Below are 12,632 nucleotides of genomic sequence, written 5' to 3' on the forward strand. Positions count from 1 at the left end.
TTCCCTGCCGAGGAGGCTGCCTGCGTGCGGAACCTTCGCGTCCCCCTCACCCGTCGCGAGCGCCACCGCGAGGCGACGTACGCCGAGATCGTCGAGGTCTCCGCCGCCCTGCTCGACGAGGGGGCGGACCTGTCGTTGCGCGCGGTGGCCGCCCGGATGGGGCTGACCGCGCCGGCGCTGTACCGCTACGTGGCCAGCTACCAGGACCTCGTCGACCTGGTCGCCTTCGAGCTCGACCGCGCCGCCACCGCCGAGTGGGCGGCCGCCGCCGAGCGGTACGACGCCGAGGACCCCGCCGCGCGGCTCACCGTCAGCTGCGTGCGGTTCCGCAACTGGGCGCTGGCCAAGCCGCGCCGCTTCGCCCTCGTCTTCGCCAACCCCGTCGCCCTCGAGCACACCGAGCGCCGCGACCTGCACACCCTGTCCACCTCCGGGCACCACTTCACCGACCTGCTCTGGCAGATCCAGCAGCGCACCCACTTCGCCTACCCGACCCTCGACGAGCTGGACCCGGTCGTCCGCGAGGCCGTGCTGGACCCGCTCATCCCCGCCCGCACCGAGCAGATACCGGCCGAGCAACGCGGCCTGCTGTGGGTCTACATGCGCGCCTGGTCCTCGCTGTACGGCGTGGTGGCGCTGGAGTCGACCGGGCACTGCGACCCCCGGGTGATCGCGTCCGGCCACCTGTTCCGGGCGACCCTGCTGGACTGGCTGCCCCGGCTCGGCCTCAGCGACGAGCGCGACCGGCTGGTCGCGATCCTCGACGAGGAGCTGGCTGCGGGCTGAGCCCGCTCAGGGCACGTACCGGAACGCGGCCCGCTGCTGGCGGGCGAAACCACGGCGGGACAGGCGCAGCAGGACGGCGAACGGCGCACCGCTGGCCTTGACCAGCGGCCGGACCACCTCGTCGGGCACCTCGTGCACCATCCAGGGCAGCTGGAACCGCAGCTCGGACATGCTGGGCCGACCGCGGAACTCCTTGCGCTCCAGGGCCTCCCACTCCTCCCCGGCGACGTGGCGCTGCACCAGCGCGACGGCGTCGCGCTCCTCGTGGGCGAGGTGGTCGTCGAGCACCTCACGGGTGCGGGCGAGGACGTCGACCAGTGCCGTGCGCGCCCGCTCCTTCGCCTGCTCGTCGCCGACGAGGATGCGGTCGAGCTGGTCGCGCACCTGCCCGAGCAACGGGTCGATGAGCGCGTGCTCGGCCTCCATCGCCTCGAGGACGCCGGCCCCGGCGGTGTCACCGGCGGCGGTGACCCGCTCGGTGAGCAGCGGCCACAGCACGCGGTCCTCCACGTCGTGGTGCTCGTGCAGCAGGTGGGCGAAGCGCTCCCAGCGCTGCGAGATCGCGGCCCAGGTGGCCCGCTCGCCGGGCGGGGTGTGGGTGGCGGCGGCGATGAAGTCGTCGAGGTCGCGGCGGAAACCGTGGTGCATCAGGTGCATGCCGCTCATGTCGCAGGGCCCGGCGGGTGCCGCGGCCTGGCCGGGCAGCAGAAGAGGGGCGGCCGTCTCGCCGCCCGGAGGTGTGCTGGTCATGGAGCCGAGCATCGGCGCGGCCGCTGGGAGTTCGCTGGGGGTCGGCTGGCAGCCCGCAGGGGTGGCTCGCGGGGGGCCCCCGGGAAGGAGGGGGCCCTCAGGCCCAGAGGATCTCGCGGGCCCAGGCCGGCACCAGCTCGCCCGCCCGGCCCTGGCGTGCTTCGTGGAAGAAGTGGCTGCCCTCGGACCTCTCCAGGTTGAGCTCCAGGGTGTGCGCCCCGTGCCGGCGGGCGTGCTGCACGAAGCCGGCCGCCGGGTACACCGCACCGGAGGTGCCGATGGAGACGAAGTGGCTGGCCTCGGCGAGCGCGGCGCTGATCCGGTCCATCTCGTAGGGCACCTCGCCGAACCACACCACGTCGGGGCGCAGGTCCGCCACGCCGCACCCGGGGCAGTCGGGCTCGTCGTACAGGGTGTCCTGCCAGACGTGCACCGACCCGCAGGCACGGCAGCGCGCCTTGAGCAGCTCGCCGTGCATGTGCACGACGTTGCGGGAGCCGGCGCGCTCGTGCAGGTCGTCGATGTTCTGGGTGATCACGAGCAGCGCGTCGCCGACGGTCTCCTCGAGCTCGGCCAGCGCCCGGTGCGCGGCGTTGGGCTCCACCTGGCGCAGCGCGGCGCGGCGCTCGTCGTAGAAGCGCTGCACGGTGCCGCGGTCCCGGTCGAAGCCCTCGGGGGTGGCGACGTCGTCGACGTGGTGGCCCTCCCAGAGCCCGTCGGCGTCCCGGAACGTCGGCACCCCGCTCTCCGCGGAGATACCGGCACCGGTGAGCACGACGATCTGGGGCACGCAGGGAGGCTACCTGCCCGCGTCGCGGTCCGCCCTCACCATCCCGGTGGCCCACCACCGCGCCCCAAGCAGATTTGTCGCGATTCGCCGTTATTGCGACAAATCTGCTTGGGAGGCGGCGCCGATAAACCGCCCGCCTCAGCGGGCGGTCATCACCCCGAAGCCCGCGATGTACTCCCGGATCGGGCGGTAGTAGCGCGAGCGCACCGTGTACGGCCCGGCGGCACCGAGCGCGGCGAAGGCAGCCACCCAGGTGCGGACCTCGTGGGCGGAGTTGCCGGCGTCGACGGCCATCTGGGCGGGGTCCATGGCGTCGATGGGCGAGAGGTCGCCGGAGGCGAGCACGTCCATGAGCGCGGTGTCCCACTCGGGGTTGAGGTCGCGCATGGAGGTCGCGGTGGAGTCGGCGGCGAACGCGCGGCCCGCGTCGATCACCCGCTGCTGCCGGGCGTCGCGCGCGGCCGCGGTGGGGTGCCGGCCGTTGAGCAGCAGCGCCCGCTGCGGCTCGGTGGCCGTGGCCCACTGCGGCACCGGCGGGTCGTGGGAGAGCCCGCCGGAGCCCACGACCAGTACCCGCTCGTCGTCCAGCGTGGCGAGGAAGGAGCCGATCACCTCACCGAGGCGGCGCACCCGCGCCATCTTCACGAACGGCTTGGCCACGCCGTTGACGAACACCGGGATGGTGGGCACGGCATCGATGCCGCCGAAGAGGATCTCCAGCGGCTGGACCGCGCCGTGGTCGATCTCCATCCGTCGCGAGATGGCCACGTCGAGGTCGCGCTCGGCGACCCACTCCGCCATCCGCTCGGCAAGCTCGGTGGGCACGTCGAGCGGGCCCTCGGCGGTGCCGTAGTCGCCGACCCCCAGCGCCTCGTAGCCGATGCAGAACGGCGGCATCAGGTCGTAGAAGAAGCCGTTGTAGTGGTCGGGGGCGAACGAGACGACCAGGGTGGGGTCGAAGTCCGCCACGAAGTCGCAGGCCGTGGCGAACGCGGCGTCGACCTCGGCCTTCACCTCCGGTGCGGGGTCGTTGTAGTCCAGCAGCGGGCTGTGGGACATGGTCACCAACGCGATGCTCATGCGGGCACCTCCTCGGTCAGCCCGGCCAGCTCCGTGTGGGCGGCCGCGACGGTGGGCTCGATGTCGGCAGCAAGGACGCCTGCCACCGCGGCCCGCTCCGCCACGTCGTACGACGCCGCGGTGAGGGTGGCGCGGAATGCCTGGGAGGCCTGCTGGGCCAGCGAGGCCGCGGCGACGAACCGGTCGGGCCGCAGCACCACGAACCCGCAGGCGCGGGTGTCGAACCAGTCCTTGAGCGCGCCGGTGGTGTCGCCGATGACGGTGGTCGGCGAGCCGGCGAAGCGCTCCTCGGCCCAGGCGCGCTGGGTCTCGGGGTAGAACGCGACCAGCCGGATCCCCAGCCGCTCGACGAGCGCGAGGTCCTCATCCGACAGCAGCCGGGCCGGGTCGTTGCCCCAGGCGGCCAGCGTCCACCAGTCCCCGGTGGCCTCGTCGAGCAGGACGTCGTTCGCGCTCGCCGTGCTGACCCGCGGCTGGATGAACTGCAGGCCGACCGGCGAGGCCGCGCCGGCGCTGTCGGTGAACGGGTGCAGCGCCGTGGCCGCGGCCGACCTGCGGCGCAGGCCCTTGCCGGGCTTGAGAGCGCCGGACTTGAGGGCGCCGGGCTTGAAGGAGACGTCGGAGCGACCGGGGGTGAGCGTGGCCTGGTCGACGACGACCCCGGTGTCGTAGCGCGGCATCGGCTTGAACCGGAGCTCGGAGAAGTAGGCCTTCACCGACGGCACCACGTTGAGGGCGGTGGCGGCACGGTCACGCAGCCAGCCCTTCACCGGGCCGCACTTCATGATCGACCCGGCGGCCATGTTGACGTCGATCATCGCGGCGACGTGGCCGTGGCGCTCGGAGGTGTAGGTGTCGAGGAGGTCCTCGGAGGCCTCGCCGCGCAGGACCGCGGTCAGCTTCCAGGCCAGGTTGGTGGCGTCGCGGATCCCGGAGTTCCAGCCCTGGCCCAGCCACACCGGCATCAGGTGCGCGGCGTCGCCGGCGAGCATGACGCGGCCCTTGCGGAAGGAGGTCGCGACGCGGCCGTGGTGGGTGAAGACGCGCTGGTTGATGATGCTCACCGCGGCCGGGTCGGGCACGTGCGGGGCGAGCAGCTCGGCCCGGAACTCCGGGGTGTCGACGAGCTCGGTCGGCTCGTCGTCGAAGAGCATGAACTCCCAGCGGCGGATGCCCAGCGGCAGGCCGATGGAGACGTAGGGCCGGCGCGGGTCGGCGCCGAGGTAGACGCTCGGGGTGCCGATCGGGTCGTTCTCCACGTCCACGACCAGCCAGCGGGTCGAGGGCGACTTGCCCTCGAACTCGACGCCGTGGTGCTCGCCGAGCCAGTTGCGGGTGAAGGAGCGTCCCCCCTCCGCGCCGACGACGTACGACGCGGTGAGCACCTCGGTGCCGACGACCTGCTCGTCGGCGTCGAGCACCTCGACGGTGACGTCGACGCCGTCGGCGTGCTCGGTGAGACCGGCGACGCGGTGGCCGAAGCGGAGCTCGGTGCCGGCGAAGCGGTCGAGGCCGGCGGCGAGCTCCTGGTCGACCAGCGGCTGGATGAAGCCGTGCTTGCGCACGTAGCCGAACTCGCGGGTCTGCGGGTCGTTGGTGGCGAGCACCTGGCCCTTGCCGTTGACGAAGCGCACGACGTGCTGGGGCACCGTGTAGCGCTCGATGCGCTCCCACAGCCCGGCGGTGGCCAGGGTGCGGATGGACTCGTCGTCGAGCCCGACGCCGCGGGGATAGTCGATGAGCGTGGCGCGCTGCTCGAGCACGAGGGCGGAGCGGCCGCGGGCGCCGAGGAGGTTGGCGAGGGTGAGGCCGACGGGACCGGCGCCGATGATCAGGACGTCGACGTCGGGGCTCTTCATGCGCGGTCTCCGGCGTGGGCCAGGAAGTCCACGACGAGGCGGTTGAACTCCTCGGCGTGCTCGATCATCGCCCAGTGCCCGCACCGGTTGAGCAGCACGAGGCGGGAGTCGGGGATGTTGGCGAGCAGGTTGAGGGAGACCTCGAAGTGCAGCACCCGGTCGTCCCGGCCGTGGATCAGCAGGGTCGGGGCGGTGATCGAGGGCAGCAGGGAGCGGTCGACCTTGATCGGGATCGGGGCGCCGTGGGCCAGGCCCTCGACGTAGTTCTGGAGGTGGTCGGGGCGGGCCAGCGCGGCCTCGGAGCGCGCGGCGGCGAGCTCGGGGGTGGCGAAGCGGGCGTTGTCGTAGGTCATGATCTCGACGAGGGCACGCATGTTCTCCGGGCTGGGGTCCCGGTAGGCCTGGACCAGCACCTTGAGGCCCTCGCTGGGGCCGCCGCCGGGAACGAACAGGGACGCGGGGCCGCGGCCGAGCGAGGCGCCCATCGTGACCAGGTGGGTGACCCGCTCGGGGTGCAGGGTGGTGAACCGGACGGCGGTGTGCGCGCCCATCGAGTTGCCGACGAGGGCGGCCTTGTCGATGCCGAGCGCGTCGAGGAAGCCGACCAGGTCGGCGTCGTGGTCCATGTCGCGGGTGGCGACGGCCGAGGAGTCGCCCCACCCGGGCATGTCGGGGGCGAGCACGTGGAAGCCGGCCTCGGCGATGGGGCCGATGTTGCCGGAGAAGTTGGACCAACCGGTGGCACCCGGACCGGAGCCGTGCAGCAGCACCACGGTGGGCGCGGCGGGGTCGCCGGCCTCGTAGTAACGCAGGTGGTGGCCGGAGGCGAGGTCGACCTCGCGGGCGGAGGTCTCTTTGGTCAGGGTCACAGCTCGTCACTCCTTCGTGCTTTATATGCACAGTGTTAAGCGTTATTTACACACCAGTGAACGAGCAGCATCATCGGACGCCGCTTCCCCCTGTGTCAACCGTCCCGGCGTGAGCCCTGGCGCCGAAGGCGGGCCGACGGCGGCAGGCCCGGCTCAGGACAGGGACGCGGCGATCCGGGCCGCGGCGGCGACCAGGGCCGGCGGGGAGGTGCGCGCGATCTCCTCGCGGTGGGTGATCAGGTTGACGCAGGCGGTCGGCATGCCGGGCACCGCGGGGATCGGTACGCCGACGCCGTACGCCCCAGGCTCGACCTCGGCGAAGGTCAGCGCATAGCCACGCTCCCGGGCCTCGGCGACCCGCGCGGGCTCGCCGGGACGCGGCGGCATGCCCGCCAGCAGGGCGACCCCACCCGCGGCACGGTCGAGCGGGTGACGCCCACCGGCGCGGAAGCTGAGGTGGTACGTCGTCTGGGCGGGCGCGACCACGGAGAGCGCGACCGCCTCCTCGCCCTCGGCCACCAGCAGGGCGATCGTGGCGCCGAGGCTCTCGGCGAGCTCGCGCAGCACCGGCTCGGCCGCGACCCGCAGCGTGCTGTGGATGCCGGAGGCGAGGGCGGCCAGCCCGGACCCGACCCGGTAGCGGCCGTCGGCGCCGCGGATCACCATCCGGAACTCGGCCAGCGTGGCGAGCAGCCGGGAGGCGATGGAGCGGTGGACGCCGAGCATCTCGGCGAGCTCGAGGATGCTCAGCCCGTCCGGGGCGACGGCGATGCTCTCGAGGGCACGCAGGCCGCGGGCCAAGGTCTGCGCACCGGGCGCCGGACGTGCCTCGCTCATGCCGCCCGAGCGTAACGGCACCGCATCGATTGCCCCGGTCGGGTTGACATCACCTGTGACGACCCACACTCTTTCTCGCTATATGCACGATGTCGTGCGTTACTTGCACACGCAAAGAATCTTCTGAACGCGAGGCAGCATGGAACTCACCCAGGCAATTCGCCAGAACCCGATGAGCCGCTACCAGTGGCTCGTCGTGGCGATCTGCATCCTGATCACGATGGTCGACGGCTACGAGATCCTCGTGACGTCGTACGCCCTGCCCGCCCTGACCGAGGAGTGGGCGCTGAGCAACGGCCAGCAGGGCCTCGTCGCCTCCCTCGGCACCCTGGGCATGGGCGTGGGTGCGATCTTCCTCAGCCCGCTGGCCGACCGGATCGGGCGCCGGCGCCACATCATCGGCGCGATGGTGCTGATCACCGTCTTCATGAGCCTGTCCGGGATGGCGAGCTCGTTCGAGACGTTCCTGGTGTTCCGCTTCATCAGCGGCCTCTTCCTGGGCGCGATCGTGCCCAGCGTCAACGTGCTGGTCGCGGAGTTCTGCAACCAGACCCGACGCGGCGCGGTGATGGGCGTCTACGGGATCGGCCTGCCGCTGGGCGCCGCGCTCGGCGGCTTCCTGTCGGTGTGGCTGATCGACTCCTTCACCTGGCGCGGGCCGTTCTTCTTCTCCGCCATCCTCACCGCGCTGCTGGTGCTGCTGTCGGCGGCCGTGCTGCCCGAGTCGGTCTCCTTCCTCGTCGGCAAGCGCCCCAAGGGCGCCCTGCGCAGCTACAACCGGATCGCCGCCCGGATCGGCGTCGCGCCCGCCGCGGCCCTGCCGCCCGCCCCCGTGCGCGCCGCGTCGGCGACCTTCGCTCGCGGCCTGTTCCAGGGCATCATGCTGCCGCGCACCCTGCTGCTGTGGCTGGCCTACGGCACGCTCATCGCGTCCTTCTACTTCGCCAACAGCCTCACCGCGAAGCTCGTCGCCGAGACCACCGGGGACCCCGAGTTCGGCATCACCGCGCAGTCGCTGGTCGCGGCCGGCGGCGTCGTCGGCGCCCTGCTGTTCGCGCTGCTCGCCCGGTGGATCCACCCGCGCCTGGTGACCGGGCTCGTGATGGTGGCCGGCTTCGGCATCTTCTTCGCCTTCGCCAACTACTTCACCAACAACACGATGGTGCTGATCCTCGCCGTCCTGGTGGGTCTCGCCGTCAACGGCGGCCTCGCGGCGTACTACGCGATCAGCCCCTCCATCTACTCCCTGGCCATCCGCTCCGCCGCGGTCGGCCTGATGATGGGCCTGGGCCGGGCGATCGCCTTCTTCGCCCCCAACATCGCCACCGCGCTGCAGAGCCGGGGCTTCTCCCCCGAGGACCTCTACCGGCTGTACGGCGGCGTGCTGGCCGTCTCCGCCGTGGCGGTCGTCGCGCTGCACCTGACCTACCGCGGCCAGAAGGACGCGATGGACCTCGAGGACGCCGAGGAGCGGGCGCTCGACGAGGCCCGCGCTGCGCAGCCGGCCGACGGGCGGCCCGTCGAGGCGGCCCACTGAGGGTCCGCTCGACCACCTGAGCTGCTCCCGGCGGCGGGGCCCCACACCCCGCCGCCGGGAGCTTCGTCGTTTTCCGTCCCGTGGCGGTCCCACACGGGCCGCGCCCCTGTGGACGACGGTCTCGCCCGAGCCCTGCCTGTGGACAGCGGCCCTGGGACGTCGGACGTGCTCTCGACTCTGGGCTCCTCCCCACGAGACGAGGACCCCATGTGCTGGCACTGCGACAACCCCGACAAGACCCGAGCCGACTACCTGGACCTGATCGTGGGCACGATCGCCGAGCACGGCGTCTTCCTCCAGCACGTGGAGAAGGACCGGTGGCGACCACCGTTCACCTACACCGTGGGACTCACGATGCTCGGTCACCCCGAGCTGCTGGTGACCGGGATGCACCAGCGCCGCGCGGGCCCGTGCCTGAACCGGATCGCCCATGGCCTCAGGTTCCACGCGGCCCCCGACTACGTGGCCGGGGACCTGCATGCCTGGCCGGAGCACCCCGAGATACCCGCCCAGATGGAGGTCGTCGACGTGGCGGTGCCGACCGCGCACCTCCTCATGGCCGAGGAGATCTTCGGACCGCACATCCGTGCGGTGCAGCTCGTCTACGTCGACGACCGGGGACGCTGGCCCTGGCAGGTCGGGTTCCGCGGTGACCAGCCGGTGCTCGGACCGCGCGCGGACGTGCGGGCAGGGTGAAGCGGCGTGAGGCGGGTCAGTAGTACCAGGGGTACGGCGACCAGTCCGGCTCGCGCTTCTCGAGGAACTGGTCGCGGCCCTCCTGCGCCTCGTCGGTCATGTACGCCAGGCGCGTGGTCTCGCCGGCGAACATCTGCTGGCCGACCAGGCCGTCGTCGAGGAGGTTGAAGGAGTACTTCAGCATCCGCTGCGCGGTCGGCGACTTGCCGTTGACCAGCCGGCCCCACTCCAGCGCGGTGGCCTCGAGCTCGGCGTGCGGCACCGCCCGGTTGGCCGCACCCATCCGCACGGCGTCCTCGGCGGAGTACTCCTGGCCGAGGAAGAAGATCTCCCGGGCGAACTTCTGGCCGACCTGCCGGGCCAGGTACGCCGAGCCGTAGCCGCCGTCGAAGGACCCCACGTCGGCGTCGGTCTGCTTGAACCGGGCGTGCTCCAGCGAGGCGATCGCCAGGTCGCAGGTGACGAACAGGCTGTGCCCGCCGCCGGCGCACCAGCCGGGCACGACCGCGATGACGACCTTCGGCATGAACCGGATCAGCCGCTGCACCTCCAGGATGTGCAGCCGGGCCAGCTTGGCCTTGTCGATCGCACTGGGCTCCTCGGCGCCGGTGTCACCCGAGCCGATCGTCTTGTCCTCGTACTGGTAGCCGGCGCGCCCGCGGATCCGCTGGTCGCCGCCGGTGCAGAAGCTGCGCTTGCCGTTCTTCTCACTCGGCCCGTTGCCGGTGAGCAGCACGCAGCCCACGTCGGCGGAGGTCCGGGCGTGCTCCATCGTGCGGAGCAGCTCGTCGACGGTGTGCGGCCGGAACGCGTTGAGCACGTCGGGGCGGTCGAAGGCGATCCGGACCGTGCCGTGCGCCTTGGCCCGGTGGTAGGTCAGGTCACTCAGGTCCTCGAACCCGGGCACCACGTCCCACTGGCTCGCATCGAACGTCTCGCTCACGCCCTCGATCGCACTCATGGCACCGAACGCTAGCCCGTCGCCGGCACGCTCACCCCTCGGAGGTGGCCTCGTCGGGGAGCGCCGCGTACCGCTCCTTCACGTCGTTGTACCAACCCAGCGACTTCTTCGGGTGCATCCAGCGGTACTTCATCTCCTGCCGTGCCTGCTGGTGCGCCTCGTCGCCGGCCTTGACCACCTCCTTGAGGTGCTTGTCCTGCGCGACGATCACCTCGTCGGCGTCCTTGCCGGTGTGCACCAGGTCGCAGGGGCCACCCAGGTCGCGGCACGTCATGGACTTCATCTCTGTTCTCCTTCGGTTCGGGACTTGCTGCCTCATCTGTTCGACGTACGACGTCGCGCGGGTGTGACCGTCTCGCGGAAATTCCTCGTCGCCGCGTCTCAGCGGCGCTCCGCCCCACGGCGCCGGACGACCTGCGCGAGCACCTCGTCGGCGGCGCGGAAGTCGATGCGCGCCACCCGGCCGTCGACGACGGTGAAGTCGAAGACGACGCGGGCGGTGCCACGGTCGAACCAGGCCGAGCCGGGCCGGTCGGCGACGTAGACGGGCAGCGCGGCGTGCGCGGCACCGTTGAAGAACGTGGCGATCTCGTTGCCGCCGGCGATCCGCTCCGGGGTGCCCAGCGCGACCGCGGCCGCGTCGCCCGCCACGACGGCGTCGGGGGCCAGCAGCCGCACCAGGCGGGCGAAGTCGCCCTCACGGGCCGCGGCCATGAAGGCGTCCACCACCTCCCAGTCGTCCAACGCGTCGCGGGTGCTGGGCTGGGCGACCTTGGCGCGGGCGCGCGAGGCCAGCTTGCGGGCGGCGACCGGGGTGACGTCGAGCAGCGTGGCGATGGTCGGGAAGTCGAACCCGAAGCTGTCGTGCAGCACGAACGCCACCCGCTCGTTGGGGCTGAGCCGGTCGAGCACCACCTGCAGCGCCGTACCGACCGCGGCCGCCAGGGCGACGTCCTCGGCCGGATCGGAGGCAGGCTCGGAGCCGAGGCCGGGGTCGTCGTCCTGCCCCAGGTCGGCCTGCGGCACCGGGGTCCGCGCCCGGAGCCGGTCCAGGCACAGCCGGGTGGTGACGGTGGTCAACCAGGCCGGCAGGTTGTCGATCTGCGCGTCGGTGCCGTGCAGCCGCAGCCACGCCTGCTGCGCGATGTCCTCCGCCTCGGCGGCGTCCCCCAGCACCCTGGCGGCCAGCCCCACCAGCCGCGCGCGCTCCGCGGCGAACGCCTCGGTCACGTCCATGTTCCTCACCCTTCCACGATCGGCGTCGTCATAGGTGTCGACGACGCAGAACAGACAGGTGTGACCGGACCTCGCGAGACTCGGCGGAATAGCAATGCGGGAATGAGGCATTGCACAGCCATGACGCTTCTCGAAGGTGAGTACGAGCCCAGCCCCTCGGAGTGGGTGCGCGAGCAGGTCGCCGCATACGAGGCCTCCGGCGGCAAGGAGGCCGACAAGCTGCCCGGCACCGACGACAAGATCATCGTGATCACCTCCGTCGGAGCGAAGTCCGGCAAGCTGCGCAAGAACCCGGTGATGCGCGTGGAGAAGGAGGGCACCTACGTCGCGATCGCCTCCAAGGGCGGCGCGCCGGAGAACCCCAGCTGGTACGCCAACTTCGTCGCCCACCCGCGGGTGGACGTGCAGGACGGTGCCGAGGTGCGCCCCTACCGCGCCCGCCTGGTCACCGGCGACGAGCGCACCAAGTGGTGGGCGCACGCCGTCGCCACGTGGCCGACCTACGCGGAGTATCAGGAGAAGACCGACCGGCAGATCCCGGTGTTCGTGCTGGAGCCGGTCACCGACTGAGCGATCTCACCGGCGACCTCGCGCTGGCGCGCCGTACGACGCGCAGGCTCAGGGGTTGGCGATGGTGTGCGCCAGGCCGCACAGGTGCCCGAGCCGGGCGATCTCGGAGTCGGCGAAGGCCGGACCACCGCGACGACCCACGATGACGATCTCGTTGCCGTCCAAGCGGGCGGCGGCGAACAGCGTCACCTCGTCCTCGGGCGACTCCAGCTGCACCGGTGCCTCGATCTCGAGGAACTCGAGGTCGTCGGGCGCGGCGTTGGTGCGGTGCACCAGTCCCTTCGCCCGGTGCACCCGGGCGCCCCAGTCGACGCGGAACGTCGCGGGCAGCAGGTCCACGAGCCGGTCGTAGGCGGTGGAGGGTGAGGCGGTGAGCTCCTCGACGACCTCGAGGTCCATCACGAGGCTGCCGCCGGCCGGGTAGCGGCTGATCCACAGCACCTCCACGCCCTCCAGCGCCGTGCAGGCCGAGACCACCGAGTCGGGCATGGTGCCGCCCGGAAGGTCGAGCAGCACGTCGTCGACGACCGTGGCGTCGGGGCGCTTCTCGACGATCTCGATCGCCTCGATGTCACCGCCGGCCATACCGATCGCTGTCGCGACGCGACCCAGCGAACCGGGGACGTCGGGAAGCAGCACGCGAAGCAGGAACGGCATGGTG

14 protein-coding genes are annotated in these 12,632 nt (G+C 72.0%); 4 read left to right on the plus strand and 10 right to left on the minus strand.

Annotated elements, in window-relative coordinates; genetic code table 11:
* The first annotated feature begins 24 nt into the window (after positions 1-24).
* A complete protein-coding gene (locus KG111_RS16965) occupies positions 25-786 on the plus strand; it encodes a TetR/AcrR family transcriptional regulator (protein WP_205289925.1) in 762 nt (253 codons plus the stop codon).
* 6 nt (positions 787-792) lie between these two features.
* Here the strand turns inward: KG111_RS16965 and KG111_RS16970 are convergent, their stop codons facing one another.
* The 6 genes from KG111_RS16970 to KG111_RS16995 form a co-directional block, all read right to left on the minus strand.
* Positions 793-1,536, minus strand: coding sequence for a hemerythrin domain-containing protein (locus KG111_RS16970; protein ID WP_205289926.1), 744 nt, complete (start codon positions 1,534-1,536; stop codon positions 793-795).
* A gap of 97 nt (positions 1,537-1,633) precedes the next feature.
* Entirely contained in the window at positions 1,634-2,326 is a 693-nt protein-coding gene (gene cobB, locus KG111_RS16975; RefSeq protein ID WP_205289927.1) for a Sir2 family NAD+-dependent deacetylase, read from the minus strand.
* Between the two features lie 138 nt (positions 2,327-2,464).
* Positions 2,465-3,406, minus strand: coding sequence for a 3-carboxyethylcatechol 2,3-dioxygenase (locus KG111_RS16980; protein ID WP_205289928.1), 942 nt, complete (start codon positions 3,404-3,406; stop codon positions 2,465-2,467).
* Complete coding sequence (gene mhpA, locus KG111_RS16985) at positions 3,403-5,265, minus strand: bifunctional 3-(3-hydroxy-phenyl)propionate/3-hydroxycinnamic acid hydroxylase MhpA (protein ID WP_205289929.1); 1,863 nt, start codon at positions 5,263-5,265, stop codon at positions 3,403-3,405. Before mhpA ends, KG111_RS16980 begins: the two co-directional genes overlap by 4 nt.
* Positions 5,262-6,134 carry an alpha/beta fold hydrolase gene (locus tag KG111_RS16990; RefSeq protein ID WP_205289930.1) on the minus strand — a complete coding sequence of 291 codons (873 nt, stop codon included), beginning with the start codon at positions 6,132-6,134 and terminating at the stop codon, positions 5,262-5,264. Before KG111_RS16990 ends, mhpA begins: the two co-directional genes overlap by 4 nt.
* A 153-nt stretch (positions 6,135-6,287) precedes the next feature.
* Positions 6,288-6,971, minus strand: coding sequence for an IclR family transcriptional regulator (locus tag KG111_RS16995; protein ID WP_205289931.1), 684 nt, complete (start codon positions 6,969-6,971; stop codon positions 6,288-6,290).
* Positions 6,972-7,110: 139 nt separating this feature from the next.
* On the opposite strand from KG111_RS16995, the gene KG111_RS17000 reads away from it, so the two are divergent.
* Together KG111_RS17000 and KG111_RS17005 are read left to right on the plus strand one after the other, a co-directional pair.
* Positions 7,111-8,508 carry an MFS transporter gene (locus tag KG111_RS17000; protein WP_205289932.1) on the plus strand — a complete coding sequence of 466 codons (1,398 nt, stop codon included), beginning with the start codon at positions 7,111-7,113 and terminating at the stop codon, positions 8,506-8,508.
* 207 nt (positions 8,509-8,715) lie between these two features.
* A complete protein-coding gene (locus tag KG111_RS17005) occupies positions 8,716-9,204 on the plus strand; it encodes a DUF4262 domain-containing protein (RefSeq protein ID WP_205289933.1) in 489 nt (162 codons plus the stop codon).
* 16 nt (positions 9,205-9,220) lie between these two features.
* Here the strand turns inward: KG111_RS17005 and KG111_RS17010 are convergent, their stop codons facing one another.
* From KG111_RS17010 to KG111_RS17020, 3 genes are all read right to left on the minus strand, one after another.
* Positions 9,221-10,165 (minus strand): 1,4-dihydroxy-2-naphthoyl-CoA synthase, encoded by a 945-nt coding sequence (locus tag KG111_RS17010; RefSeq protein WP_205289934.1) that lies wholly within the window; start codon positions 10,163-10,165, stop codon positions 9,221-9,223.
* A gap of 31 nt (positions 10,166-10,196) precedes the next feature.
* Complete coding sequence (locus tag KG111_RS17015; protein WP_205289935.1) at positions 10,197-10,448, minus strand: DUF1059 domain-containing protein; 252 nt, start codon at positions 10,446-10,448, stop codon at positions 10,197-10,199.
* Positions 10,449-10,546: 98 nt separating this feature from the next.
* Complete coding sequence (locus KG111_RS17020) at positions 10,547-11,401, minus strand: sigma-70 family RNA polymerase sigma factor (RefSeq protein WP_205289936.1); 855 nt, start codon at positions 11,399-11,401, stop codon at positions 10,547-10,549.
* Between the two features lie 120 nt (positions 11,402-11,521).
* Between KG111_RS17020 and KG111_RS17025 the strand changes: the two genes are divergently transcribed.
* Positions 11,522-11,971 carry a nitroreductase family deazaflavin-dependent oxidoreductase gene (locus KG111_RS17025; protein WP_205289937.1) on the plus strand — a complete coding sequence of 150 codons (450 nt, stop codon included), beginning with the start codon at positions 11,522-11,524 and terminating at the stop codon, positions 11,969-11,971.
* A 48-nt stretch (positions 11,972-12,019) separates the two neighbouring features.
* On the opposite strand, the gene KG111_RS17030 is transcribed toward KG111_RS17025, so the two are convergent.
* Positions 12,020-12,619 (minus strand): ACT domain-containing protein, encoded by a 600-nt coding sequence (locus KG111_RS17030; RefSeq protein ID WP_372440118.1) that lies wholly within the window; start codon positions 12,617-12,619, stop codon positions 12,020-12,022.
* Between the last annotated feature and the right edge of the window lie 13 nt (positions 12,620-12,632).

It is taken from the genome of Nocardioides faecalis, from assembly GCF_018388425.1.
In the GTDB taxonomy this organism is placed as follows: Bacteria; Actinomycetota; Actinomycetes; order Propionibacteriales; family Nocardioidaceae; genus Nocardioides; species Nocardioides faecalis.